We start from the raw sequence: 24,759 nt of genomic DNA, 5'->3' as shown, positions 1-24,759 counted from the left end.
TTCCAAAACTCTTTTTATTATTTTACAATAATTTGTATAAAAATGAACTAGTATTCCTCCTTTTTTAAAACTTTGCAATTAGATGTTTTAAATACAAAACACCGTTTCGCTTATATTCTTATTTTAAAATTTTACGAAAATTATGTCAACATAAAACACTATATTTGTGTTGTAAATTAAAATGTGTTTTACATATAAAACATGCATAAATAAAAAAACTTGCGCTTTCGCAAGTTTTTTTATTTATGCATGGAATCCCAAAAATCCAGATAGAATTTGGGAAGTTTCAAGTACCTTAGGGATTGCCACTTTTTCAATAAATTCGCTATGAAAAATGGTCTCGTTTGCTACCACATTAATTGAGGCCATTACTTTCCCGCTGCGATCAAAAATAGGAGCTGCAACAGATTGAATCCCTTGATGCAGTTCACCTTTTGTCATCGCATATCCCTGTTCGCGAATCATCGCTAGCTCCTGTTGAAAATCAACAAAATCAGTTTGTGTTCGCTCCGTGAATGGTTTTAAGTTTGAGCCATATAAAATTTGGCTTAAACGCTCTTGCGGCTGATATGCTAACTGAACTTTACCATTTGCCACTGCATGCGCAGGAAGTCTCAAGCCGATATTAACTGTGACTGCAGAAACCCCTCTAGCTGGTGCACTGCCAACATAAACGACCTCATTGCCATCCAAAATCGATAAATGACAGGATGCTCCTGTCTCATCCCTTAATTTTTCCATATAAGGCTGGGCAATTTCAGGAAGCTTTAATGTGCTCAAAAAAGAAAAACCTAGTTCTAAAACCTTTGGCGTAAGACTATAGCGCTTCGTATTTTCATCCTGATGAAGGTATCCAAGTGATTGAAGCGTATACAACAATCGAAATGGAACGGTACGGCTTACTTCTAGTTCTTTTGCAATTTCCACCAAGGATAGCGTAGGACGCTCCTCGTTAAAAAGCTTTAATATTTCCAATCCCCTTACTAAGGCATTGGCATTATAACGTTCTTTTTCTTCTTTTGCCATAAACTTTCACCATCTCATTGTTAATAACATGCTTGTTTTACAATTTTATCAAATTTTCATCAAAGATAGATAGCGGTCCAGTGAAAATTTTATTTGTTAATTTGGACATCCCTTTTCTTTTCTAAAGATATCATAAAGTTTAGAACAATTGAATTAAAGGTTTCTGGCGCCTCTTGATAACACAAATGCCCTGCCCCGGGGATGATTGCAAATTTGGAACCTTGAAGCTTTTCATGAAAAACCTGTGATTCTTTTACCGGTGTGACTTTGTCCAATTCACCGCAAATTACGAGGGTTGGAACATGAATGGAGGATAGAATATCCATATTATTTAAATGATAAAGAGAGTAAGCAACTGAGCGAAAGCCCATTGGCCGTATTTGTGAATAGATTCTTTCAACTTCTTTCAAAACTTCTGGTGCCGGATCCGGTGAAAGAAGGCTTTTTACACGAAGTTTTGCAATCTCTTCCGGTGTTAATGTTTCGATGTTCTTCAATCGATTTTTTAATTTGCTTTCATTTTCTTCTCTAGTTAACGCTGCTGAACCTCTTGTTGCATCTGAAATAATTAATGCATCTACTAAATCCGGAAAACGGTAACAAAAATCAAGCGCAATCGCCGACCCCATTGAGTGCCCAAGAAGTATGACGGGTTCAAGCCCAAGTTTCTCAATAAAACCCTTTAAGACATCCGCGAATTCCTTAAATTCCTTGAATTCAACTTTTGGATCAGAACTCAAACCGTATCCGGGTGCATCCCAGGCTATCACTTGATATTGCTCGGATAAACCTTTAAGTTGTTTTTTCCACGATTGTGAATTGTTCCCCATCCCGTGCAAAATGACTAATGGCTTACCACTTCCTTGTATTTCATAATGAATCGTTAAATCATTCACCTGTACAAAGGCCATTTTTTCTCCTCCTCGTTATAAGTTGTTTTATTAGTAAAACGGTGTTTTATATTTATAATAATAAAACATCTTTCGAATTAGTCAACTGAATTTACAGAAGTCTCTAAGATTCATAAGATGTCTTTCGACAAAAATCGGGTGGTGCCAGGCACCACCCGATTTTTGTCGAATTGTTAAAGGATGACTTGATTGGATTTTAATTCGGCTACTTCTATTGATTCTTTTCTTAAGGAGAGAATGTATACGACCATTCCGATTAGGGCGACGACGATTAACATGATGATGGATGGTAAGAAATCACCATGGGCTAGGTCGCGCATCCAGCCCATTATGTAGCTGGAGAATCCGCCTAAAATGTTTGTGAAGCCCATTAAGCCGGCAGCTCTTCCTGCTGTTTTTGGGGTTGAATATTTTACTGTCAGCATATTGGTCACGTGGAAAATGCCACCCAAGGTTCCAATTGCCAGGGCCATGCAAACGCCTGCTAATAAAGCGCTGTTAGATGATGCTGCAATCCATAAGAAACTTGCGCATAAACCAAACCAGATGACTGCAAGTAAATTGGGGCGTTTTGTTTTATCTGAAAGAAAACCAGATATGAGTACAAACCCTAATGCGAAGATGAAGGCAAAGGATGTAATTCCAGCCATCGTCTCTCGTTCAAAGTGCTTTGCTTGAATTAAATAGGTTGGGAGCCAGATGCTAATTCCATAGAAGATAAAAGATGCCATGAGGTTTCCAACGAAAACTACCCAATAACGAAAGTCTTGTGTAAAACCTTGTTTTATTGTTTCATTTTCAGCTGAATCATTTTCGCGAATCATCTTAAGCTCTTTCGCACTTATTCCAGGATGCTGTTCTGGTGTTTCACGTGTGAGGAATATAAACAATGGAATATTGATTAATAGATTACAGAAAGCTAGAAAGAAAAATGCAGCATGCCAATGTAAACTAGCGATAATCGCAGATAATGCTAAGGCTCCAATTGCAGGGCCAAGATAGTTTCCGCTAATCCAGGAAGCCTGTGCTCTACCAATTTCTTTCCTGTTAAACCAATTGGAAATAAGCTTTCCACAGACAGGAATCATAATCCCTTCCCCTATACCAAGTAGAATTCTGCTTGTCATAAAGGTTCCATATGAATCTGCGAGACCACCCATGATCATGGTGACGGTCCAAATGGTAATCCCAATAAATGCTGTTTTTCGGGCTCCAAGTTTATCAATGACAAAGCCCCAAAAAATATTCGAAATGGCATAAGATACAGTAAAAATAAATGTTAAGAAGCCAATTTTTGCGTTATGGTCTGCACCCGTCAGTCCTAAATCTTTTAGAAATCCAGGGTCGGTTTGAATGATTGAGATTCCTAGTTTGTCAATTTGTCCAAAAAACCAAAAGAAAAAAATAGGAACTGCTACATAAATCCATCTTTTGTTGTTTGTGAACATTTCTTACCTCCTTGTGGTCGTTGCAAAATTTAACTTACCGGAAAAGTCCCTTTTACCCTCCTTTCTACTATGCTGACATTAAAAAACATAGTTTTAATAATAAGACTTTAAAATCTTTTAAATATTTAGTCAATAGATTTTGAGAAAATAGTTTTAAATAATAAATTATGTTTTATATGCAAAACCTTTGAATTGTTATTTATTTGATGAATACCTATGTTATCTTTGTATTTTTCAGAATTCTTCATTGACATTTAAAACCGTCGATTATAAAATTTATTTGTAGATACAAACTACGTTTCATATACAAAACGAATCTCGAGTCACTGCTTTTTATTAAATTCTCTTTTTGGAGGCAAAAGAAAAAACCTGCGTTTAAACAGGTTTACAACGAACAAATTATTTTAAGACAAGATAGAAATTGCTTTCTTATAATCCTTAGCCGTATCAATATCCATCCCCCAAAATGATGACTCAAAAACCTGAATTTTTGTATAGGCTTTATATTTTTTGATAATTTCTTTTCCACCTTGATCGCCCTCTAAATCGAGAAATTCTGAAAATAAACTGCTGCTAATTAAGATAGGATGACTAAGATTCTCATTATATTTGGGCCTGACAATCCTGATTCCTTTTTGCCTTTCCTTTTTATAATCCTGAATTAGTGATTGAACTACTAAATCCGGAACAAGGGGCTGATCGGCTAAAAAAATAAATGCGGCATCCACTCGACCCTTAATTTTTTCAATTCCTAATTTTAGAGAAGTAGACATCCCCTGCATGTAATTATTATTTTTGATATATTCTATTCCATCTAAATCTGCTGCACTTGTTTGAAAAGTTTCCAGATATTCCCCACCAATAAATACGATTGGATGAAGCCGCTGCCTTTTAGTGAGTTCAACCGAGTACCGGTAAAGCGGCTTTCCCTTTAAAGGCAGCAAAAGCTTGGGGTTCCCCATTCTACTGGACATTCCTGCAGCCAAAATAATGGCTCCTATTTTAGGCATGAATCTTCATTTTTCCTTGCAATGATGTACCAGATTTCATTGACCGCACCATCATAAGTTCAGAAACGATACTGACTGCAACTTCCTCCATTGTTTCAGCTCCAATATCTAAACCTACCGGGGCATGAATTTTGTCCAAAACGGGCAGATTTTCACCTAAGTTTTCAAGTATTTCCTTTGTCCTTGATACAGGACCCAAAACACCGATATATTTTGGATTACTTTTTAATGCGAGTAGGAGTGCGGCTTCGTCTCTAATTTGCAAATGATTCATAATGACCCACCAGGCGTCTCTGACATCCGCTGGATTAAGGAATTCGGGATCTTCGGTAATATGTACAACATTTGGAAAATAGCGTTTGTTATTAAATTCGCTGCGTGGGTCTAATACAGTAACTGTAAACCCGGTTTTTGCTGCCAGGTCTGCAACCGGAATTGCATCTTTACCGGCACCAGCAATGATAAGCCGTGGACTTGAACGAATAATATCGATGACAAATCGTCGGCCCTCCACTTCCATAATCTCAGCACATCTCTGTGATTTCATACTTGTTAATGCCCGTTCATAGACTTTTTGAGGCAGTGAACCCTTGGTTTCGACCATTTCACCATTTTTTGCTATTATCGCCTTTACACCCGTTGGAACCTCAAGGATAAAGGAAAATTCCTCATTCTTTTGGAGGAACTGCTCCGTCGTTTTCCAAAATAGGTCCTCCTCTTGAACCGGAAGTATAAGAATTTCTAATGAACCTTTGCAGCCAATGCCTAAAGTCCATATTTCTTTTTCACTTAAATCATAATTCTTGATTAGTGCAGTATTTTCTTTCAAGGCTCGTTCAGCATAGGCATAAAGATCGTTTTCCAAACACCCACCGCTTATCGTACCGTTCATTTCTCCATCGATTGTCATCATCATTTTTGTACCTGGAAGCCGGTAAGCAGACCCGTTGACTCCAATTAGTGTGACAATGGCAGTCTTTTTTTTCATCTCCCATGCCCGTTTAATGGATTGGAAGATGGTACGAAATTCTAGTAAGCGAGACATTTACATTCCCCCTTTTTTAATGACTTGTTCGTTTATTCCTGGTTTTAAACAGGAGTTCAAAAATCTTTTTGCTCAACCCCATCCAAACCAAGCTGTAGAACAAGGAAAACAACAAGATCATGAGAATCACTGGAACATAGATTGTATGGGAAACAGAAGGACCTAAAACAGGAAATTTAACGATATATAGTAGAAATAGGATCCCAGCGGCTAATGAGACTCCGCCAAAAAAGGTAATAGCAATCCAATTTTCCCACCATCTGAGGGCTATACCTAATGACAATCCTAAAAGACCTGTGGTGAATGGAAAAACGAATAATTCACTGGGCTGAAGAATGAGAAGCAGCAAGATGGTTAAGAAATACGACATTATGCCAAGATGAATTGAAATCATTGCGGAAAGAACGATGGGCATAGTGGCTAAAATACTAAAAGCATATCCAATCCCGACAAAAATACCGGCCGATTGAAAAATGGTGGCAAAAGCCGCAAGGATAGAGCCTAAGACTAACTTTTTCGTTCTCGAATAACCGTCTATTCGGGATTGGACATTTACAAAGGGCGGAAGGTTCCCTGGTTGTTTTTTCAATGTTAGCACCCCCTTTTTTTAGGTAATGCCTCAATGGATAAAAATATGAAGGATTTTAAAAAAACAATATATGTAGAAATGAACTTTTTGAGTTTACAAGACAAATATGGAATAATTAGGAGAGCGAAGGAATAATTCAACACTTTAAACTAGTAGTGAGGTATTTTTTAATGATAAAACGTATAACGAAGATTCTATTTTTCTTTTTGATTTTTCCGGTCATGATGTGTTTTTCATTTGACCGAGTTTATGCAGCGACAGACCCTAATCAACCAAATGTAGTGACTGAAGGAACGATCACAATTATCAATACAGACGCGGGTACAAAGAAACCGATTAAAAATACTCAATACCAGCTGTTTGATGTTAGCACGAAAAAGGTAGTTCAAGTCTTATCAACCAATAATCAAGGAAAAGCTGTATCAAAACCGCTGCCCATTGGCTCTAAATATATACTGAAACAATTAAAGGCCATACTGCCCTTTAAAGTTAGCAGTAAAGAGTTTTTAATTGAAGTGAAAACAGCCAATAGTGATATCCGGCAGACCAATCGAGTATTTTCTTACATAAAAATATATAAGTATTTATCAAATGGGCGCTTTGATATTAAAAAGGTATATATTCCTGTAAAATCTCTCACGCAAAAACCCCAATTACCGAATGGCTGTGAAATCACTTCCCTTACAGCTGTATTAAATTATTACCATTACAATGTCTCGAAAACGACAATGTCAGATCAATATTTGCCCAAAAAGCCTTTTTATTTCAAAAACGGAAAACGTTATGGTCCTGATCCCTACAAGTATTTTGCCGGGAACCCAAGATCCCGACATGGCTTTTTTTCTTATGCGCCACCGATTGTTAAAGCTTCAAACAATTATTTAAAGAAAGTAAAGGGAAAATACATAGCAAAAGATTTAAGCGGCCAAAAAAAAGATGTGATGCTTGATCAATTGGATAAAGGCGTCCCTGTAGTCATTTGGGTCACATTAGATTTAAGTAAACCTAAAATTAAATACGGCTGGTATCTGAGCGGAACCAAAAAATATTTCCGTGCCCCCGTGAACCTGCATGCCGTTGTCCTAAATGGATACGACGACAAATATGTTTATATCATGAACCCACTAAAAGGACATGAGCAATACGATAGCAACAAGTTTTTCTCCAGCTACAAAGCGATAGGGAGCCATGCAATGATGGTAGCCCCAAAATAGAAGAAAAAATAGGGGAGGTGCCATGCATCCCCCTTATTAAATGTTCCTGAAGTGAAAGAAATGCTTCTTTACAGGGATAAATCTGTCGTAAATATCGATTTTATATATATCTTTCCTAGATGGCCAAAGGACTTTCTAGTAACAAAAAAACAGGATGCCGCTTTTGTCATCCTGTTTTGAAATCTATTATTAAGCTGCTTTTGTTTCCTTTACTTTTTCCATCACATTCCGCTTCTTCATCACAAACGGATATAAAACCAAACCCACTACAAATAATCCAATTCCCAAGAAGAATGTTTTCATGTCCGCTGTTCCGGTTTTAATTACCCAGAGTGAATAAACTAAGGCTAAAACAGTGATCACACCATCCCTCACCCTTGAACCCTTAATCGTGTCATAGGTTTCACCGGTAAGGACCAATTTTAATTGATAGAGTGCCGATACCAAATAAGGAATCAAATAGGCTAGAGTTGCGACGACAATGACAAAATTATAAGCTTCAGAAATCGTACCGGAAATCGTTGAGAACAAAAAGATTTGTGTCATGATATTTGTTAAGGTTAATGAATTAATTGGACTGCCTTTCCGATTCGTTTTCGCGAAAAATGCTGGGAATAATTGATCTTTTGCCGCCTGATATGGGACTTCAGAGCTGACGACAATCCAGCCGACAGTTGACCCAAATAGTGAAACAAGAGCAAGCAAGGCCATGATTTTTCCGCCGCCGGAACCAACTACTTGTCCTAGTGCGTCTACTAGCGGTTTTTGTGAAGTTTTTAATGCTTCTACAGGCAGTGCACCCATCGTTAAAAGTGTGATTCCAATATAGATTACAAGCGAAATAATTAAACCAATAATGGTTGCCATTTTTACATCTCTCTGCGACTTTGCCCGATTTGATAACATCACCGCTGACTCAATTCCAATAAAAGCCCAAAGGGTTAAAATCGCGGCAGAATTGATTTGGCTGCCAAATAAAACGGACTTGCCTGCTTTATCAATGAACTCCTTCCCATTACCAATGTTTGCAGCGTCAAAAATAAACAAAGTCATGACAATGAATAAGGCGAACCCGATTATTTTTGCGGCAGTTGCAATAAAGTTCAATTTACCGCCGTCATTGAAGCTTTTGGATAAAATCGCTTGAATGCCCCATAGCATAACCGTACAAACCATGAAGTTAATGAATTTACCCAATTCCAGTGAGAAAGATCCTGCAGTAAAAAGTACTTTTGAACTTTGCATAATTGGGAAGAATGTGGATAAGTACCCCGCGAATGTAATGATGACTGAGGCAGTTGCTGCCCAGTTCGCTGCCCAATATCCCCATGCCATGCTATAACCCGCAATGCGTCCCGCCTTCGGTGATGAGAACATCGCTTGCGCATAGCTTTGCGGACCTGCTTTCAATTCTGGTTTTCTAGTAGACAAATTCCCAAAAACAAGTGCGATAAATAATACGCCTAAACCCGTGATTCCCCAAGCGGCCATTGAGCCAAAAGGGCTAGCCACTTGCGCCATATTGTTAGGAAGCATGAAAATGCCCCCGCCAACCATATTCCCAACAACAAAGGTTGTTAATATCCATAATCCCCATTTTTTATTTTCCATGATGGTAATTCCTCTCTTGTAAGTTTACTCTCAAATTTATTATGCAGTTTCATTAGTGGTCATAGAGTTAACAATCAACAAGAATGATGATGATAACGATGGTGGTGCTTTATCGAATGGAATTCACATTTAATTGTTATCATCATACTAAATCACCCCATCTAATTGATTACGTGAAAAATTATACTACGATATTTTAGTTTGGTAAAGTGGTAAATTAATAGTGAATTAAAGTAAAAATTTAATGAAAGTCAGGAATTTTCCAAAAACAAAAAATAATCGACATAATTCGGGCGGTGCCTGTCACCGCTCGAATTATGTCGATTTACCTTTAAGCTAAGTATGCCTCTCTCACTTCTTCATTTGTGATTAGGTCATAGCCGTTTCCTTGGAGTTTGATTTCGCCTGTTTGGATGACGTAGCCCCGGTGGGCGACTTGCAGGGCTTGGTAGGCGTTTTGTTCGACGAGCAGGATGGTAATGCCTTCTTCGTTGAGTTCTTTGATGATTTCGAAGATTTGTTCGACGATGATGGGGGCAAGGCCCATGGAGGGCTCGTCTAGCATGAGTAAATCGGGTTTCATCATTAGGGCTCTTCCAATGGCGAGCATTTGCTGTTCACCGCCGCTCATGGTCCCGCCCTTTTGATCGAGGCGGTCTTTAAGTTTCGGAAAATAGTGAAACACCCTCTCCATTCTATTCTCGATCACCTTCTTGTTTTTAACAGAGAATGCCCCCATTAACAGGTTTTCCTTTACCGAAAGTCTCGGGAAGATCCGTCTGCCTTCGGGAACATGAGCAATCCCTAACAGGGTTGTTTCATGAGCAGGTTTATTCGAAATATCCGTTCCATTGTAAACAATACTTCCTGTCTTTACTTTCGCCAGTCCGCTAATAGATTTTAAAGTTGTTGATTTTCCGGCTCCATTACTGCCAATCAGGGTGACGATTTCCCCTTTATTTACTGAAACATCTATCCCTTTTAAAGCCTGAATCCCGCCGTAAAAGGTTTCAACATTATTTAATTGAAGCATCTCTTCCCCCTTATCTAGCATGAACAGCACCTGACCCAAGGTAGGCCTCGATGACCTTCGGATTTTTCCGAATGTCTTCCGGCTTTCCTTCTGCAATCTTTTCCCCGTGGTCGAGCACCACGATATGTTCTGAGATTTCCATTACAAGCTTCATGTCATGCTCGATTAAAATCACGGTGAGATTAAATTCATCTCTCATTTTTTTAATCAGCTGGGTCAATTCTTTTGTTTCTTTTGGATTCATCCCTGCTGCCGGTTCATCTAATAAAAGCACTTTTGGACCTGCAGCAAGGGCCCTTGCAATTTCCAATCTTCTTTGTGCCCCGTAGCTTAAATTGCAGGCTTTTTCATTAAGCAAATCTGCTAGCCCCACATATTCCAATAATTGATAGGCCTTTATTTCAGAAACCTTCTCTTCCTTGCGAATCCCTGGAAGATTGAATAAGATCCCAAAGAGGCCTGCCCTTAAATGCGTATGCATTCCAACCAAAACATTCTCAAGGACAGCCATCTCATTAAATAAGCGGATATTTTGAAAGGTGCGGGCAATTCCCTTTTTACACACCTCATGCGGCTTCAATCCAACTAATGATTCATTCTCGAGTAAAATGGAACCGGATGTTGGCTGGTAAACGCCGGTAATCATATTGAAAAAAGTTGTTTTTCCGGCACCGTTCGGACCAATCACAGCCGTAATCGAATTTTTTTCAACCGCCATCGATACATCATTGTTCGCAGTTAGTCCTCCAAAGGTTTTCGTTAAGTTTTTCACTTCTAAAATGGACATTCCTTACACCTCCTGAGCTTTTTCAAGCTGTGATGGATCAGGAGTAATCGCAGTTTTTGTTTCCTTGCTTCCATCTCGTAATTCTTTTTCATTATATTTACGATTTTTAGCGGGCAATAGCCCTTTGGGTCGATATAATGCAAAGAGGATTAACAGTAAACCGAAAATCAGCCGTTGCATTTTTGAAGGGGAAAGAGCATCTGGAATCGAAATGACCCCCGTCGAACTTAACTGATTCAGCCAATTCGTTACTTCTGTTAATACTTGAAGGTTCAGAATGGTCATGACTGCGGCACCGAGAATGACCCCTGGAACACTTCCCATCCCACCTAAAATAACCATAACTAAAATCGTAATTGACTCAAGCAGTGTAAAGCTGGTCGGATCAACAAAGGCTTGTTTTGCGGCAAAAACAACCCCCATCATCCCTGAAAAAGAAGCTCCAATCGCAAAGGCCATCAGTTTCGTCCGAACTAACGGAACCCCCATCGCCTGTGCGGCAATTTCATTTTCCCGAACCGCCTTCCAAGAACGGCCAATTTTTGAGTGTTCGAAACGGCGAACGGTAAAAATCGTAAACAACAAGATGACGAGAACCACATAATAAAATTGACTTGGATAGAGAAAATCAATTCCAAACAGACGCGGCGGGGTTACAGAGGCAAGCCCCATGGCACCATTTGTAATATTAACCGGGCGATCCAGGTTATTAAAAATAATTCTGATAATCTCTCCGAACCCAAGGGTAACAATCGCTAAATAATCCCCTTTTACACGAAGTACCGGGATCCCGAGCAGCACCCCAAACAAAGCCGCGACTAAGCAGCCAATGATAATAAAGAACCAAAAGCTTTCCCCCGAAAGCGGGAAATGCCCAAATGGCATAAAATTATTAGCCTGTGCAGTGGCAAATATCCCGTACGTATAAGCTCCAACCGCGAAAAAGGCTATAAACCCTAAATCTAGGAGTCCTGCCATTCCGACGACAATATTTAGACCCAGAGCCATGGAAATATAGATTCCAACCAGTGTGGCAACTTCCATATAGGATTGATACGCATCCCCGTTGCTTGCAGTAAATGGGAGGAGAAATACCAATACAATCCCTGCAATCAACCATTTTGTGAGATTCTTAAAATTCGTAAAATATAAGAGTAATAGAGAGGTTAGCAGTAGTAAAAATGCAATAACTGACTTTTGGGCTAAAAATAAACTTAAAGATGTAACGCCAATGTAAATGAGAAGAAAGATTCCCTGGAAAATTTTATTATTTTTATAGTTGTTCCATACAGTTTTCATCTTCTCACCTACACTTTCTCAGTGACCGGCTTGCCTAATAGGCCTTCCGGTTTAAACAGTAATACGATGATTAAAATGATAAACGCAAAAACATCTTTATATTCTGCCCCGAAGACACCACCGGATAGGAGCGTTAAATTGGCAGATGCAAACATTTCTAGTACCCCCAGCAATAAACCTCCGAGCATCGCACCACGGATATTTCCAATACCACCTAATACAGCAGCAGTAAATGCTTTTAAACCAAGGATAAAGCCAATATAAGGGTCAATTGTCCCGTATTGCACAGCAAATAACACACCAGTTGCCCCACCAAGTGCAGACCCGATAAAAAAGGTCATTGAAATCACTTTGTTTACGTTTATCGTCATTAAAGAAGCAGTTTCACGATCCTGCGCCACTGCCCTCATCGCCATACCCCATTTTGTACGATTAACAAATAAGTCGAGTCCAATCATCATGATCACTGCCGTGACAATGACAATCACAAAGGATGTTTTAATATTCGCATCATTAAACATAGAACTAATCGCTGAAGCTTTTATCGATAACTGGTGGGTAAACATACTTGGACCCGTTACAATATAGTTTCCCTTTTTCAATTCAGCTATGAATCTTACAATATCCTGCAATAAAAAGGAAATTCCGATTGCCGTGATCAACGGAATTAGCCGTGGTGCATTTCTGAGCGGCCGGTAGGCAACTCGTTCAATCCCCATTCCTAGTAATCCCGTTAATAGTGCTGTTAAAAGAAGTGCCGTAATTAGCATTACAATGGCCGGTACGGCAGAAACCCAGCCCATTCCTGTTAAAACGAGTAAAATGGCTGTTCCCATAAAGGCACCTGACATAAAGATTTCCCCATGTGCAAAATTAATTAATTCCAATATCCCATAAACCATTGTGTACCCTAATGCAATAACAGCATAAACTGCCCCTAATGTAAGTCCATCAATCAGCACCTGCGGAATTGTCTGGACTATTTCATTCAGCATAGTAAACCCCCTTGTCCCACAATATAGAAGAAAAAAGGGTACTCTCCTTCTAAAGTGTACCCTTATCAATCTGTTACCCCTTATTTACTCACTTCACCAACAAATTCTGCCGGATATTTCGCTTCTTTAAAGCTATAAATAAACACTTTTGCATATTTGTTGTCCCCGATATCATCAAAGCTAACCTTCGTTAACACACCTTGGTAATCCTGGACACCACGGACTGCATCTCTTACTTGCTCACGAGTTGGCATTTTGTTGTTATTCGATTTAATCGCATCTTCAATTCCTTTTAAAACAACGCCCATCGTGTCATAACCATACACGGAATAGGACTCTGTGTTCTTATTAAATTTGGCTTTATAGGTTTCGATAAACTTTTGACCTTCTGGTGATTTCGTTGAATCCCCGGCAAGTGAGGTAATATAAGTATTTTTAATCGCGTCACCGGCAATTTCAACGAGTGTTGATGCATCCAAGCCATCCCCGCCCATGAATGGAACATTGATGCCTTTTTCACGTGCTTGTTTGATTAACAAACCGCCTTCAGCATAGATTCCGCCAAAATAAACGAGGTCCGGTTTTTTAGAGACAATTTGGTTAAGGACACCATTAAAATCTTTTTCGCCAACGGTAATGCCTTCAAAGCCAAGAATTTGTGCGCCTTTTTCTTCTGCAGCTTTCTTGAAGGCTTCAGCAAGACCTGTTCCGTAAGCTGTTTTATCTTGAACAATAAAGATTTTCTTCGCATGTAAGGTATTCACCGCATATTCCGCACCTGCAGGTCCTTGGAAATCGTCACGGGCTACAATTCGGTTGACCGTTTTTAATCCTCTGCTAGTTACTTCAACTGCAGAATTGGCAGGTGATACCATAGGAATCGCATATTTTTCATAGACCTCAGATGAAGGAATCGCAACCCCAGAGTTAAAGTGACCGACGACGGCCAAAATTGATTTATCGGCACCAATTAATTGGGCATTCGCCACCCCTTTTTTCGGATCTCCTTGGTCATCAAAAGGAACTAGCTGCAGATTATAGCCTAATTCTTTAAACTTTGCCTTTTCTTCATCTAATTTAAGCTGTGCACCCAGCTTAATAGCTTCCCCAATGGTCGCACTTCCACCTGAAAGTGGTGTTTGTGTGGCAATTTTGATTAAATTTGAACTACTTTTTCCGTCGGCACCTGACTTTGAGCTACAGCCTGCTAAAAATAAACTTGCCGCCAACCCTCCTGTTAACAATAACGCTAAAGATTTTTTTAACTTCAATGTTGACCCTCCCCTTTTTTTTTAAAAAAAACAAGCCCTCTATATGTATATGGGTCAGAATCAAAAATAGGACAAATTATTCATTTTCCATTATTTTGAAAAAATAAACAAATAAAAAACAACACCGCTTCAACGGTGTTGTTTTTTAAAATTATTTTGTGGCACAAAGTTGTTTTTGTTGGTTAAACCACTGAATAAAATTACTTACCACCTGATCCAAAAATTTAATGGTTGGTTCGTGGGTAAGGTTTCCTTCTTGATCTATTTTTTCATGGACCTGGGCAACATAGACTTCATTTCCTGGGATTAGTAGTGAACCAATACCCGGGCAGAAGAGAATATCACGCAAATGGTTCTGAGCACGAACAGTTCCAAGCGTCCCCATTGTTGCACCCATGATCCATGATGGTTTACCAATCATTACTTTATCCACCCGGGATAACCAATCCATTGCATTCTTTAATACCCCGGGAATCGAATAATTATATTCCGGAGTAACCCAAAGAACGGCATCTGCCTCGGCTACTTTCTTCTTAAAATCAGATACCACCTGCGTCGGGTTTAATTCGATATCCTGATCATAATGAGGAAGGTCACGAATATTTAAAATTTCAAGGTCAAAGCGGTCCTTATAAGTTCTTTGCACATATTTCGCCAACTTAAGATTATACGATTCCTTCCGAATACTTCCAACGATTGCTACTACTTTCACAGCTATTTCCTCCCAGTCAATTAAATACTTGTATGCTACAACTCATTAAGCTTACGTAATAAAAGGTAATTATGTCAAAAATGTTGCTCTATTTAAGGGACCATCCTTATTTGAATTGTCCCTTAAATGTTTCTTAATCATTATCACTGTTAAACCATTCCTCTTCCCATTCATCTTCCTCGAATTCACTGCACCACTTGTAGTTTCTTTTTTGAAAGGTAAGTATGTAGTTCCTTAACATGTTATAGCGTAGATTTTTTTCATCTTGGGTTAGGGCACCTGCCCAAGCATATGTTTCAATCAGGCTGATATAATCCATATAAATACGGTGATAGATTTGGTCGAGACTCTGCTTTTGCGCCAAAGTATATTTAATATCCTTTGTGCAAGTTAAATCCGAATCCCATTTTTCACTATCTTTTTTTTCACCATCTGATTCTTTTTCGGAATTATTTTTTTCTTCTAATTCGCTTTCCTTTTCCTTATTAGGCATAGGAATCACTTTTTCTAACTCATTATCCTTTTTTTCATTATCCTTTTCTGCATTGGCATGGTATCCGGCTGTGATAAAACTAAAGAGAAAAAATATAAGAATTACGTATTTTTTAATCATTAATTTTCTCCTATAAGTAATTTTCTCAATATAAAAAACGGCACATCAATTATGACGTGCAGCTTTTTTAATATTTTTTATTAGTCTTCTCCCTGATCGTCGTCACCAGGTCCATCGTCGTCGTGGTCATGACCGTGGTCATCGTCACCATGACGATCATCATCACCGTTAGATGACCCCTCTTTTTCTACCTCTAAAACTTTACCTGTTTTCGCATCGATTTCAACTTCATAAATAATGCCTGCACTTTTAATTTTTACCTCGTAAACAGATCTTCCATCATCCTCTTCAAGGACAACCTTAACAATTTCACCTTTTACTTTTGTTAAAGCAATATCCCCTGCTTCTTTTTCAGAGATCACCTTATTTTGGGCTTGCAGATACCCCGTTTCTTTCGCATGGGCAAACTGAAAGCTGCCAAAACTGATTGGGAATAGTAAAACCAGTAAGAGAACTATTTTTTTCATACTCTCACACTCCTTTAGTTTTTTATATCTTGTGTAAGAGTATGAAATTTATTCATTTGTCACATTAAATCCCATTTGTTTTTAATTACAAATCTAAGCCAAGTTCCTGTCATCCAGGAAGTAACAAGGGCAAGCATAACTAGTATTGCAAAAAACTCCTGATTGATAATCCCTGACATGAAAGCTACTGTCGATAAAACAATTCCTGGGCCTCCCCTTGCATTCATTGCGAAGCCAAAGTTTAAGCTTGTCAGAGAATTAAGCTTAATTAATCGACAGGTAAAGTAAACAATCGTCATTTGAATAAAGGTAGCAATTAATAAGTATTCGATAAAGAAATAAATATCAAACGACTTGGCTAAATCCAATTGAAGCCCCACTGTTGCAAAATACACAGGCACAAACCAAGAAAAGGATAAATTGGAAACACCTTCTTCGATCTTCTCAGAGACCGTCCCAGGAAGATAAAGCTTTGCCGCAATCCCGACCAGCAAGGCCCCGAAGATGGTTTCGACGTGAAAAAAATAAGCCAGTACACAAGCGATAAACAGAATGACTAAAACATAACCGAGGTTTGAAGACCGGAAAAATATGTTTCGGTCATTCATGGTTAAATGTTTAAAAAGGACTCTTAACACAAAGAGAATTCCCAATAAGAACAAACAAGTCGTTCCAATACTTAAAAGAACATCACTATAGGATAATTGGTTACTATGATGGGCAACAAGATTTGTCGCTACACCCAATACTACCCAAAGCAGGATATCGTGCAGTCCGGCAATAATAACAACGAGTTTTGCAAACCTTGTTTTCATAATTCCAAGATCAATAAAAATTTTAGAAATAACAGGAATTGAAGTGACTGCAATCGAAATACAAACGATTAATTTAAGTGCAAGCAAATCATTAGCTGTACCGACAAATTTATTCAAGTCGATAAAGCTTGTAACCAACCATCCAATAATAAATGGAAGAACACTGGAACCAATCGTAATGGCAGAGGTGATTTTTAAATCATCCTTCTCAAATTCAGTATGAAATTTTAATCCTGACACGAACATCAAAAGAATTAAACCGATTTGATAAATGAGCCCGAATAATTGATCCTCCAATGGAAATCCGTGGAACAGCCATTGATATGCTTGAGGGTAAAAATAACCTAATAAACTAGGTCCAAGGATAATTCCCGCTCCAACTTCCCCAATTACCCTCGGAATATAGATCCGCTCACAAAGGTAGCCAAGAATATGCGCTAACGCCAGCAGGCAGCCCATTGCGAACAAAAAATGGCTTACCTGTATTTGTTCGATTGTAAACATTTTTCTCCCTCCATAAATACTGTCAGCCTCTTTTCATTGAATAGTTAAAACGCTCCGATTCAAATGGTTTTGCACTACATGATATGCTTGTTCCAATTGAATGGAAGCGACTTGTCTAAAAATAGGCAGGATGGAAAAATTTTGGACGTGCTTGGGAGAATGCCGTTCCTTTTCTCTTATTGGATGCAAATAATATAATAGGTTTAATTTCAATCAGGGAGAGAAACCAATGGGAGAGGAAGGGTCGTACTTTCGCAGATTATACAAGCTTATCAAGGGGGGATTTAAAAAGTACAAGGAAGAAGATGGGGGATTAAAATGGGGTCTCGGGATTGCTGTTCCGTTTTTCTTTAGTTCAAAGTTTGCCGTCCATAATGAAACTATTACGATTCATGGAATTCAAACCACTCACGATGAGTACTCACCCATTAAGTATTCAATTGTTAAAATCACCAAGTTAGGCACATCTATTGAATATTTTGATAGTGTAACTTTCTACGGTAACTCAAGTGATGAAGGTTTTAACTATACCTTTACGGTTCCAAATGGTACAGGCTATCAGCTGGAGATCTTTAATTATTTTCATTACCATGCAACAGGAAATGTAAAAATGCTAAAAAAAGAGCTGCCATCATGACAGCTCCCCTTTAGTTATACCATAATTTTACAAATATCATTTGTAAATTCTACAGGATCAGGAACTTGAAGCCCTTCAATAAGCAATGCTTGATTGTACAAAAGATTAGTATATAGCGATAGTTTCTCTTGATCCTTTTCAAAAGCTTCTTTGAGTGAAGTAAATACCTCATGTTGAACATTGATTTCTAAAATTCTGTCAGCCTTTACATTTTGGTTACCTGGCATCGATTTTAGAATTTTTTCCATTTCCAAGGTGATTTCCCCGTCACTTGTGATGCAAACAGGATGGCTCTTCAACCGTTTTGATATCCGAACATCTTTCACCTTGTCAGCTAAGATTTTTTTCATCGCTTCAAATAGCTCTTTATTTTCCTTTTCCTCTGATTCGGTGTTATTTTTATCCTCATCAGATTCAATTCCTAAATCGCCACTAGAAACCGATTTGAATTCTTTCTCCTTGTAAGCCATTAACATCTTGATGGCAAATTCATCGATATCATCAGTGAAGTAGAGAATTTCATAGCCCTTATCAGCAACTAATTCAGTTTGTGGCAGCTTATCAATTCTATCAATGGTTTCACCAGATGCATAATAAATATATTTTTGGTCCTCAGGCATTCTCAATACATACTCATCTAAGGTCACCATTTTCTTCTCTTTAGAAGAGTGGAATAATAATAAATCCTGCAATTCTTCTTTGTGCATGCCGTAATCACTATACACACCAAATTTTAATTGTCTGCCGAAGGACTTATAGAATTCTTCATATTTTTCACGTTCATTCTTTAATAAGCTTTGCAGCTCACTCTTAATTTTCTTATTTATATTTTTTGCAATTAGCTTAAGCTGGCGATCGTGCTGAAGCATTTCTCTAGAAATGTTAAGCGATAAATCCTCAGAGTCCACCATTCCTTTAACAAAACTGAAATAGTCCGGGAGCAAATCAGCACATTTGTTCATGATTAACACGCCATTTGAATAGAGTTCTAAGCCCTTTTCATATTCCGGTGAGTAAAAATCAAATGGGGTTTTCTCCGGAATATATAAAATTGCATTATATCTTACAGCCCCGTCTACACTTATATGGATATGTTTAAGCGGTTTGTCAAAGCCGTAATGTTTTTCGGAATAAAAATTCTGATAATCTTCATCCGTTAACTGGCTTTTATTTTTCCGCCAAATTGGAACCATACTGTTGATCACTTGTTCTTCTACATCATCCTCATATTCATCTTCACAGCCCTCTTTAAGCTTTCTTGAGGTCACATCCATTTTAATCGGATAGCGGATAAAGTCTGAATATTTTTTAATGATAGATTTTAGGCGGTATTCTTCTAAAAATTCATCGTAATTCTCATCTTCGCTATTTTCTTTAATTTTTAAAATAATTTCAGTCCCAACTTCATCTTTATCAACTGGGACAATGGTGTATCCTTCCGCACCTTTTGATTCCCATTTATACGCTTGGTCGCTGCCTAAGGCCTTACTGATGACTGTTACAACATCAGCAACCATGAAAGCAGCATAAAAGCCAACACCAAATTGTCCAATAATATCATGGCCATCCTTTGATTCATTTTCCGTTTTAAAGGCTAATGAACCGCTTTTGGCAATCGTTCCAAGATTATTCTCAAGCTCTTCCGCTGTCATCCCAATACCGGTATCTGTTATTTTAAGCAGTCGGTTCTCTTTATCAGCGGCTACTTTTATGTAGTAGCGGTCCTTGTCAAACGTTAAGTTCTCATCTGTTAATGCTTTATAATAGATTTTATCAATTGCATCACTCGAATTAGAAATTAACTCTCTCAAAAAGATTTCCTTTTGTGTATAAATGGAATGAATCATCATGTCCAATAATCTTTTCGATTCAGCCTGAAACTGTTTGGTTTCCATCAAAATTGCTCCTTCCAAGGGGGATATTGTCGATTATATCATTATTTTAGCACTCTATCATCAGGAGTGCTAACACATTAATTTAATAACATATTTAATTGATTTCGTCAACTTCTAAACACAGCGAAAAGGAACCCTATCCGGATTCCTTCATCACGTAAAATATTCAATTTTTGCCTCAGGAAAATAGGTGTTAATAAAGCTTCCCAGTGTATCCTTGATATCCTCTTGCTCTTCATTGGTATAAACATACTTGCCAATCCCATACCGGCCCCATTTCCATTTTCGTTTGGATTCATCGAGTTCCAATTTTGTCATCGGATAATTTTTTTGGATGACATTCTTAGCCGGTTTTGTAAAACGATGCTGAATCATTTCAAAGGTTAAATCCTTTTTTGCCTTGTCCGGAAGCTCTCCTTCAAGTTTTTCAAGCATTTCCTTATAGCCTTCTTTCCATCCCTCATGCAGATAGATCGGGGCAATGATGAAACCCAGTGGATAATCCGCCCCTGCTATCTTTTTCGCAGCCTCTATTCTTTCGGGCAGCCTTGAGGTTCCTGGCTCAAAATTTTTAATGATGTAGTCATCATTTATACTAAAGCGGAAGCGGGTCCGTCCGTTATGCTTAGCATCGAGCAAATGATCCACATGGGCAAATTTGGTCACAAAACGAAGTTTTCCATATTCAGATTCTCCAAAAAATTCAATTGCTTTTTTCAAGGTATGTGTTAAATGATCTACTCCAACGATATCAGAGGTACAAGATGCTTCAAATCTAGTGGGTTCGGGTGCCCGTTCCTTCATATAATTTTCCGCTGCCTCAAAAATGTCCTCCAAGTTTACATAAGTACGGATATACGGTTTACTTCCCATCGTTGTTTGCAGATAACAATAATGGCAATGACCCATACACCCGGTTACAAATGGAATCGCGTATTCGGCAGAAGGTTTCGATGTATCAAACTTTAAGGTTTTACGAACACCGACTACTAGAGTCGATTTGGCCATGCGGTACCTTTGAAAATCGTTGTCCCCGGGTAAATTTCTAATTTGATTATGTGATGTGGTTTGTCTAATTTCGATTCCCATACCCTCAAATTTTTCCATTAATTGTTTCCCAAGCGGATATTCAAGTGCTCCAGGTTCCACGTAGACGAGTTGGGGAACAAAAGGCTTAACCATAATAATTCTCCGTTTCTTCCGAGAATCCAAAGGCTTCACGGTAAGCTGTTTCCGCCTCGTCTGCGGTTTGATAAGCGGCCACTTCATCGGTTAAAGGATAATAGGTTTCATATAGAAAAAGCGATAGCTCCTCAGGTGATTCGGGATTTTGAACAACAGCGGCTTCTTGGACATTGGCCACATCCTGTGCGTGCGGGTTTCGGATAATAACATAAACAATTTGTCCAGGTTGAAATGATCCTGAAGCAGACATCTACTCAAATCCTTCCGTTACAATATATTTTATGAGTCTTTATTGATAGAGTTTGCTTTCCACTGTTGAAAAATGCTTTAGGTTAATTGGAAAATCTATAAAGATTACTTCATAATCTAATTCCATGTCTCATAAAATGGACAAGAAAAGCAGTTATGGGGGGATTTAAAAGTGGCAGCAATCAAATTGTATATTAAAATTAATTTCCAACAACGATGAAGAAAAAAATCCTTATCTTATTTTGTTTACTAATTGGAGCCACTATTCAGGGAATGTCTATGTCCCTGTTTTTATTTCCACACTCCATCCCCTCCGGCGGTGCGGCAGGCCTAGCTATTTTGATGAATCACTGGTTTCATTTATCGCTTGGTTTTTCCTTATGGCTTGCTAATATTGTCTTTTTACTATTTGCTTTAAACTATTTCGGTTATACTTGGACATTACGCACCATTCTAGCTGTTGCAACCACTTCAACAACCGTCGGAATCCTGACCACTAAATTTTTACTTCCCCATATCAATATTGTTTTTGATCTGGCAGCAGGAAGTATTTTTTTTGGAATTGGTGTTGGACTACTTATCCGGGCAGGGGCATCAAGCGGAGGAATGGTAATCCCGGCCTTAATGATTGCCAACTACAAGAAATGGAGTCCGGGAAAAGTGATGATGGGGATAAACCTGGTGATTTTTATCTTAACTGCGCTGGTGATTGATTATAAAATCGTCATTTACGCAATTATTTGTCAATTTTTATCGACGAATATTATCGACTATATTTATACGTTAAAGTTGCAAAAAATAAATATTTTTACGGCAAATTGGAGAAAAAAATAAGAAAAACCCTGATTAAAGGATCTTCCTCTCTTTTAAAACATATAGAATTTTGTTTACTGATTCCTCAATCGTATAGCGATCCGTTTCAATTAAGATTTCTGGACGATCGGGACTTTCAAACGGTGACGATATTCCAGTAAAATCAGGAATTTCACCGTTTCGTGCCTTTTTATACAATCCTTTAGGATCCCGATTCTCACAGACTTGGATTGGACATTTTAAAAAAATTTCGATAAATTCCCCGTTCTCAAACATGCTGCGGACAAGCTCCCGATCACAGCGAAAGGGAGAAATAAATGCAGAGGAAACGATATGACCGCTATCTACAAAAAGCTTCGAGACTTCCCCGACTCTGCGAATATTTTCTTTCCGATCCTCTTCACGAAAGCTTAAATCCCGATTCAACCCGTGACGGACATTGTCCCCATCCAATACATAACTTTTAATCCCATGTTGAAACAAGGCATAATCGACCGCATTTGCCAATGTTGATTTTCCTGCACCTGATAATCCGGTAAACCAAAGCACGCAACTTTTATGGCCATTCAACTGATGCCGATCTGATTTTGTTACAGCCGATTGATGCCAAATAATATTTCTCTTCATTCCCCTACACCCTTTATTTTTCTGTATAGACCTGTTTCATTCCTTGGATTAATATTTGTACAACTTCTGGCCGGCTAAACTCTTTTGGCGGCAGCTCCCCGTTTTTTAACATTCCTCTAACCATTGTTCCAGATAATATCACTCGGTGCTCCCGGTCATGAGGGCATGTTTTTTCAGATGCCATGTTTTCGCATTTTCTACAATAAAAACTATGTTCAAAAAAGAGGGGCTTGATTCCTAGTTCATCTTCTGTAAAATGGCTGAATATCTTTTGTGAATCATATGTTCCATAATAGTTACCTACCCCTGCATGGTCTCTGCCAACAATAAAGTGGGTACAGCCAAAATTTTTCCTGACGATGGCATGAAAAATCGCTTCCCTTGGACCAGCATAACGCATAGCTGCCGTGAAAACAGATAAAAAGACTCTGTCTTTCGGATAATAATTTTCAAGTAATACCTGATAGCTTTTCATCCGTATTACTCCCGGTATGTCATCTGACTTCGTTTCTCCTACTAACGGATTTAAGAAAAGACCATCAACGGTTTCTAGTGCGGATTTTTGAATATATTCATGGGCACGGTGAACCGGATTTCGTGTTTGAAACCCAACGACGGTTTTCCAGCCCAAATCTTCAAATGTTTGTCTTGTTTCAATCGGGTCTAGGTAATAATCTTCAAACTGAATTTTAATTGGTCTTTTTGTAAGTATGATCGGACCTCCAATATAGACTTCCGCTCGCTCAAGAAGTTTTTTAACCCCCGGATGAACATTCTCTGTTGTTCGGTAAACCTTGTCTGCCTCTCCTCTTTTATCGGGAAGATAGATTTCCTTTACTTCCATCACACCATAGACAGTACCTTGATGAATTAAATTAATGGTTTCACCAATATTCAATTCCATTGCTTTTAATCGGTCAATCGCAAGTGTGATCGGTAGTGACCAGGGCAGTCCGTTTGAGAGCCTCATATTTTGAACGACAGAGTCATAGTCGGCTTTCACCATAAAACCTTCGAGCGGACTGTAGGCTCCATTAGCAATTAACTCTAGATCACTTAATGCCATTTTATCTAGTTCAACAACATGATTGGATAAATCGATTGGAGTGTTCAGATTGATACGATTTACCAATTTACCGCCGTGCGGTATACTTACAACCACTTATTTTCCCTCCCTAGCTTTTTGACAGATATTTGCGCATATAGATGGTTTATTTGTGAATCATAACAGTTTATTTGTGAATCTTAACGATTTATTTGCGAATCACTGGTTTCGTATCCATCCCATACCCCTACGATGGATGTAGTCCGCATTCTGTTTTCGATGTCCCTGTCCAGCGCCCGGATCGTGAATCACTAGCGTCTGTTACAGGCAAAGTACATGGGAAACAGCCAATACTTGGATAACCTTGATCATGTAGAGGATTATATGGAAGGTTGTAAAGCTGGATATAGGTCAAAACATCTTCCCAAGTCCAATGGATGAGGGGGCAAATCTTGATGTTTTTAAACTTTTCATCCCTATTAATGTACTGAGTTTGGCTTCTTGTAGGAGACTGTTCTCTCCTTAGTCCAGAGATCCATGCTGTTACATCCTTTAACGATTCTTGTAAGGGGAGGACTTTTCTGATGTGGCAGCAAAGATTGGGATTGTCAGTCCAAAGCGCTTCTCCATGTTCTTTGGCTTGTTCTTTTAATGCTAGCTTTGGTTTCACCATATTAATATCCAAAGAAGGGTAGCGTTTTTTTATTTTATCATTTAATTCATAGGTTTCCCGAAAATGAAGTCCAGTATCTAGGAAAATAATTTTCGCTGTTTTATTCACCTTAGAAATTAAATCAATTAACACAATACCTTCCGCTCCAAAACTACAGGCATAAACGATTTCATCCCCATATTCTTGATAGGCCCATTTTAATACATCAAAATAATCTGGCTGAGTATCTAAAAATGCCTCTAGCCTCTTTTCATCCCAATTTTCATATGTTAGAATCTCAGTCAT

25 protein-coding genes are annotated in these 24,759 nt (G+C 38.4%); 3 read left to right on the top strand and 22 right to left on the bottom strand.

Annotated elements, in window-relative coordinates; genetic code table 11:
- Window positions 1-243: 243 nt before the first annotated feature.
- The 6 genes from M028_RS0118180 to M028_RS30380 form a co-directional block, all read right to left on the bottom strand.
- On the bottom strand, window positions 244-1,026 hold the full coding sequence (locus M028_RS0118180; protein WP_026575132.1) for an IclR family transcriptional regulator: 783 nt from the start codon (window positions 1,024-1,026) through the stop codon (window positions 244-246).
- Window positions 1,027-1,115: 89 nt separating this feature from the next.
- A complete protein-coding gene (locus tag M028_RS0118175) occupies window positions 1,116-1,937 on the bottom strand; it encodes an alpha/beta fold hydrolase (protein ID WP_026575131.1) in 822 nt (273 codons plus the stop codon).
- Between the two features lie 173 nt (window positions 1,938-2,110).
- Complete coding sequence (locus M028_RS0118170) at window positions 2,111-3,385, bottom strand: MFS transporter (RefSeq protein WP_026575130.1); 1,275 nt, start codon at window positions 3,383-3,385, stop codon at window positions 2,111-2,113.
- A gap of 404 nt (window positions 3,386-3,789) precedes the next feature.
- Window positions 3,790-4,395: a nucleotidyltransferase family protein gene (locus M028_RS0118165; RefSeq protein WP_026575129.1), complete on the bottom strand. Its 606-nt coding sequence runs from the start codon at window positions 4,393-4,395 to the stop codon at window positions 3,790-3,792.
- Window positions 4,388-5,440 (bottom strand): XdhC family protein, encoded by a 1,053-nt coding sequence (locus M028_RS0118160; protein WP_026575128.1) that lies wholly within the window; start codon window positions 5,438-5,440, stop codon window positions 4,388-4,390. The genes M028_RS0118165 and M028_RS0118160 overlap by 8 nt, the downstream gene beginning before the upstream one ends.
- 16 nt (window positions 5,441-5,456) lie before the next feature.
- Window positions 5,457-6,029 (bottom strand): hypothetical protein, encoded by a 573-nt coding sequence (locus tag M028_RS30380; RefSeq protein ID WP_051591089.1) that lies wholly within the window; start codon window positions 6,027-6,029, stop codon window positions 5,457-5,459.
- A gap of 170 nt (window positions 6,030-6,199) precedes the next feature.
- On the opposite strand from M028_RS30380, the gene M028_RS0118150 reads away from it, so the two are divergent.
- Window positions 6,200-7,243 (top strand): C39 family peptidase, encoded by a 1,044-nt coding sequence (locus tag M028_RS0118150; protein ID WP_026575127.1) that lies wholly within the window; start codon window positions 6,200-6,202, stop codon window positions 7,241-7,243.
- Between the two features lie 189 nt (window positions 7,244-7,432).
- Here M028_RS0118150 and M028_RS0118140 read toward each other — a convergent pair whose 3' ends face one another.
- From M028_RS0118140 to M028_RS0118095, 10 genes are all read right to left on the bottom strand, one after another.
- Window positions 7,433-8,854: an amino acid permease gene (locus M028_RS0118140; protein ID WP_026575126.1), complete on the bottom strand. Its 1,422-nt coding sequence runs from the start codon at window positions 8,852-8,854 to the stop codon at window positions 7,433-7,435.
- Between the two features lie 331 nt (window positions 8,855-9,185).
- A complete protein-coding gene (locus M028_RS0118135; RefSeq protein ID WP_026575125.1) occupies window positions 9,186-9,887 on the bottom strand; it encodes an ABC transporter ATP-binding protein in 702 nt (233 codons plus the stop codon).
- Window positions 9,888-9,897: 10 nt separating this feature from the next.
- Window positions 9,898-10,674, bottom strand: coding sequence for an ABC transporter ATP-binding protein (locus tag M028_RS0118130; protein WP_026575124.1), 777 nt, complete (start codon window positions 10,672-10,674; stop codon window positions 9,898-9,900).
- A gap of 3 nt (window positions 10,675-10,677) precedes the next feature.
- Complete coding sequence (locus M028_RS0118125; RefSeq protein ID WP_026575123.1) at window positions 10,678-11,973, bottom strand: branched-chain amino acid ABC transporter permease; 1,296 nt, start codon at window positions 11,971-11,973, stop codon at window positions 10,678-10,680.
- A gap of 8 nt (window positions 11,974-11,981) precedes the next feature.
- On the bottom strand, window positions 11,982-12,968 hold the full coding sequence (locus tag M028_RS0118120; protein ID WP_026575122.1) for a branched-chain amino acid ABC transporter permease: 987 nt from the start codon (window positions 12,966-12,968) through the stop codon (window positions 11,982-11,984).
- A gap of 80 nt (window positions 12,969-13,048) precedes the next feature.
- Window positions 13,049-14,239: a branched-chain amino acid ABC transporter substrate-binding protein gene (locus M028_RS0118115; protein WP_026575121.1), complete on the bottom strand. Its 1,191-nt coding sequence runs from the start codon at window positions 14,237-14,239 to the stop codon at window positions 13,049-13,051.
- Between the two features lie 151 nt (window positions 14,240-14,390).
- Window positions 14,391-14,951, bottom strand: coding sequence for an NADPH-dependent FMN reductase (locus M028_RS0118110; RefSeq protein WP_026575120.1), 561 nt, complete (start codon window positions 14,949-14,951; stop codon window positions 14,391-14,393).
- A 133-nt stretch (window positions 14,952-15,084) separates the two neighbouring features.
- Window positions 15,085-15,564, bottom strand: a complete 480-nt coding sequence (locus M028_RS33390) for a DUF2680 domain-containing protein (RefSeq protein WP_197031430.1) — start codon at window positions 15,562-15,564, stop codon at window positions 15,085-15,087.
- Window positions 15,565-15,644: 80 nt separating this feature from the next.
- Entirely contained in the window at window positions 15,645-16,031 is a 387-nt protein-coding gene (locus tag M028_RS30370) for a PepSY domain-containing protein (protein ID WP_051591088.1), read from the bottom strand.
- 59 nt (window positions 16,032-16,090) lie between these two features.
- Window positions 16,091-17,350 carry a cation:proton antiporter gene (locus M028_RS0118095; protein WP_026575119.1) on the bottom strand — a complete coding sequence of 420 codons (1,260 nt, stop codon included), beginning with the start codon at window positions 17,348-17,350 and terminating at the stop codon, window positions 16,091-16,093.
- 229 nt (window positions 17,351-17,579) lie between these two features.
- Between M028_RS0118095 and M028_RS0118090 the strand changes: the two genes are divergently transcribed.
- Window positions 17,580-17,987: a hypothetical protein gene (locus tag M028_RS0118090; RefSeq protein WP_026575118.1), complete on the top strand. Its 408-nt coding sequence runs from the start codon at window positions 17,580-17,582 to the stop codon at window positions 17,985-17,987.
- 14 nt (window positions 17,988-18,001) lie between these two features.
- Here the strand turns inward: M028_RS0118090 and htpG are convergent, their stop codons facing one another.
- The 3 genes from htpG to M028_RS0118075 all read right to left on the bottom strand — a co-directional run bounded on the left by htpG (window position 18,002) and on the right by M028_RS0118075 (window position 21,317).
- The gene (htpG, locus tag M028_RS0118085) at window positions 18,002-19,882 is read right to left on the bottom strand and encodes a molecular chaperone HtpG (protein ID WP_026575117.1); all 1,881 of its coding nucleotides are present in this window, start codon (window positions 19,880-19,882) and stop codon (window positions 18,002-18,004) included.
- A gap of 153 nt (window positions 19,883-20,035) precedes the next feature.
- The gene (gene splB / locus M028_RS0118080; protein WP_026575116.1) at window positions 20,036-21,064 is read right to left on the bottom strand and encodes a spore photoproduct lyase; all 1,029 of its coding nucleotides are present in this window, start codon (window positions 21,062-21,064) and stop codon (window positions 20,036-20,038) included.
- Window positions 21,057-21,317, bottom strand: coding sequence for a transcriptional regulator SplA domain-containing protein (locus M028_RS0118075; protein ID WP_026575115.1), 261 nt, complete (start codon window positions 21,315-21,317; stop codon window positions 21,057-21,059). Before M028_RS0118075 ends, splB begins: the two co-directional genes overlap by 8 nt.
- Window positions 21,318-21,532: 215 nt before the next feature.
- Between M028_RS0118075 and M028_RS0118070 the strand changes: the two genes are divergently transcribed.
- Window positions 21,533-22,150 (top strand): YitT family protein, encoded by a 618-nt coding sequence (locus tag M028_RS0118070; RefSeq protein ID WP_026575114.1) that lies wholly within the window; start codon window positions 21,533-21,535, stop codon window positions 22,148-22,150.
- Window positions 22,151-22,162: 12 nt separating this feature from the next.
- Here M028_RS0118070 and cysC read toward each other — a convergent pair whose 3' ends face one another.
- The 3 genes from cysC to M028_RS0118055 all read right to left on the bottom strand — a co-directional run bounded on the left by cysC (window position 22,163) and on the right by M028_RS0118055 (window position 24,759).
- Complete coding sequence (gene cysC / locus M028_RS0118065) at window positions 22,163-22,756, bottom strand: adenylyl-sulfate kinase (RefSeq protein ID WP_026575113.1); 594 nt, start codon at window positions 22,754-22,756, stop codon at window positions 22,163-22,165.
- A 13-nt stretch (window positions 22,757-22,769) separates the two neighbouring features.
- Entirely contained in the window at window positions 22,770-23,918 is a 1,149-nt protein-coding gene (gene sat / locus M028_RS0118060) for a sulfate adenylyltransferase (protein ID WP_026575112.1), read from the bottom strand.
- A gap of 130 nt (window positions 23,919-24,048) precedes the next feature.
- Entirely contained in the window at window positions 24,049-24,759 is a 711-nt protein-coding gene (locus M028_RS0118055; RefSeq protein ID WP_026575111.1) for a phosphoadenylyl-sulfate reductase, read from the bottom strand.

It is taken from the genome of Bacillus sp. UNC438CL73TsuS30 (assembly GCF_000482325.1).
Taxonomy (GTDB): domain Bacteria; phylum Bacillota; class Bacilli; order Bacillales; family Cytobacillaceae; genus Neobacillus.
The sequence above is the reverse complement of the archived record's forward strand: the minus strand, read 5'-3'. Positions and strand labels throughout refer to the sequence as shown.

Excerpts from the sequence above, each read along its gene's own strand:
- cysC (WP_026575113.1), bottom strand. The coding sequence starts at position 22,756 with ATGAAGAGAAATATTATTTGGCATCAATCGGCTGTAACAAAATCAGAT.
- M028_RS33390 (WP_197031430.1), bottom strand. The coding sequence starts at position 15,564 with ATGATTAAAAAATACGTAATTCTTATATTTTTTCTCTTTAGTTTTATC.
- M028_RS0118135 (WP_026575125.1), bottom strand. The coding sequence starts at position 9,887 with ATGCTTCAATTAAATAATGTTGAAACCTTTTACGGCGGGATTCAGGCT.
- M028_RS0118090 (WP_026575118.1), top strand. The coding sequence starts at position 17,580 with ATGGGAGAGGAAGGGTCGTACTTTCGCAGATTATACAAGCTTATCAAG.
- M028_RS30370 (WP_051591088.1), bottom strand. The coding sequence starts at position 16,031 with ATGAAAAAAATAGTTCTCTTACTGGTTTTACTATTCCCAATCAGTTTT.
- M028_RS0118150 (WP_026575127.1), top strand. The coding sequence starts at position 6,200 with ATGATAAAACGTATAACGAAGATTCTATTTTTCTTTTTGATTTTTCCG.
- M028_RS0118140 (WP_026575126.1), bottom strand. The coding sequence starts at position 8,854 with ATGGAAAATAAAAAATGGGGATTATGGATATTAACAACCTTTGTTGTT.
- M028_RS0118175 (WP_026575131.1), bottom strand. The coding sequence starts at position 1,937 with ATGGCCTTTGTACAGGTGAATGATTTAACGATTCATTATGAAATACAA.
- htpG (WP_026575117.1), bottom strand. The coding sequence starts at position 19,882 with ATGGAAACCAAACAGTTTCAGGCTGAATCGAAAAGATTATTGGACATG.
- splB (WP_026575116.1), bottom strand. The coding sequence starts at position 21,064 with ATGGTTAAGCCTTTTGTTCCCCAACTCGTCTACGTGGAACCTGGAGCA.
- M028_RS0118170 (WP_026575130.1), bottom strand. The coding sequence starts at position 3,385 with ATGTTCACAAACAACAAAAGATGGATTTATGTAGCAGTTCCTATTTTT.
- M028_RS0118160 (WP_026575128.1), bottom strand. The coding sequence starts at position 5,440 with ATGTCTCGCTTACTAGAATTTCGTACCATCTTCCAATCCATTAAACGG.
- M028_RS0118180 (WP_026575132.1), bottom strand. The coding sequence starts at position 1,026 with ATGGCAAAAGAAGAAAAAGAACGTTATAATGCCAATGCCTTAGTAAGG.
- M028_RS0118125 (WP_026575123.1), bottom strand. The coding sequence starts at position 11,973 with ATGAAAACTGTATGGAACAACTATAAAAATAATAAAATTTTCCAGGGA.
- M028_RS0118120 (WP_026575122.1), bottom strand. The coding sequence starts at position 12,968 with ATGCTGAATGAAATAGTCCAGACAATTCCGCAGGTGCTGATTGATGGA.
- M028_RS0118055 (WP_026575111.1), bottom strand. The coding sequence starts at position 24,759 with ATGACTGAGATTCTAACATATGAAAATTGGGATGAAAAGAGGCTAGAG.
- M028_RS0118130 (WP_026575124.1), bottom strand. The coding sequence starts at position 10,674 with ATGTCCATTTTAGAAGTGAAAAACTTAACGAAAACCTTTGGAGGACTA.
- M028_RS0118075 (WP_026575115.1), bottom strand. The coding sequence starts at position 21,317 with ATGTCTGCTTCAGGATCATTTCAACCTGGACAAATTGTTTATGTTATT.
- M028_RS0118165 (WP_026575129.1), bottom strand. The coding sequence starts at position 4,395 with ATGCCTAAAATAGGAGCCATTATTTTGGCTGCAGGAATGTCCAGTAGA.
- M028_RS0118095 (WP_026575119.1), bottom strand. The coding sequence starts at position 17,350 with ATGTTTACAATCGAACAAATACAGGTAAGCCATTTTTTGTTCGCAATG.
- M028_RS0118070 (WP_026575114.1), top strand. The coding sequence starts at position 21,533 with ATGAAGAAAAAAATCCTTATCTTATTTTGTTTACTAATTGGAGCCACT.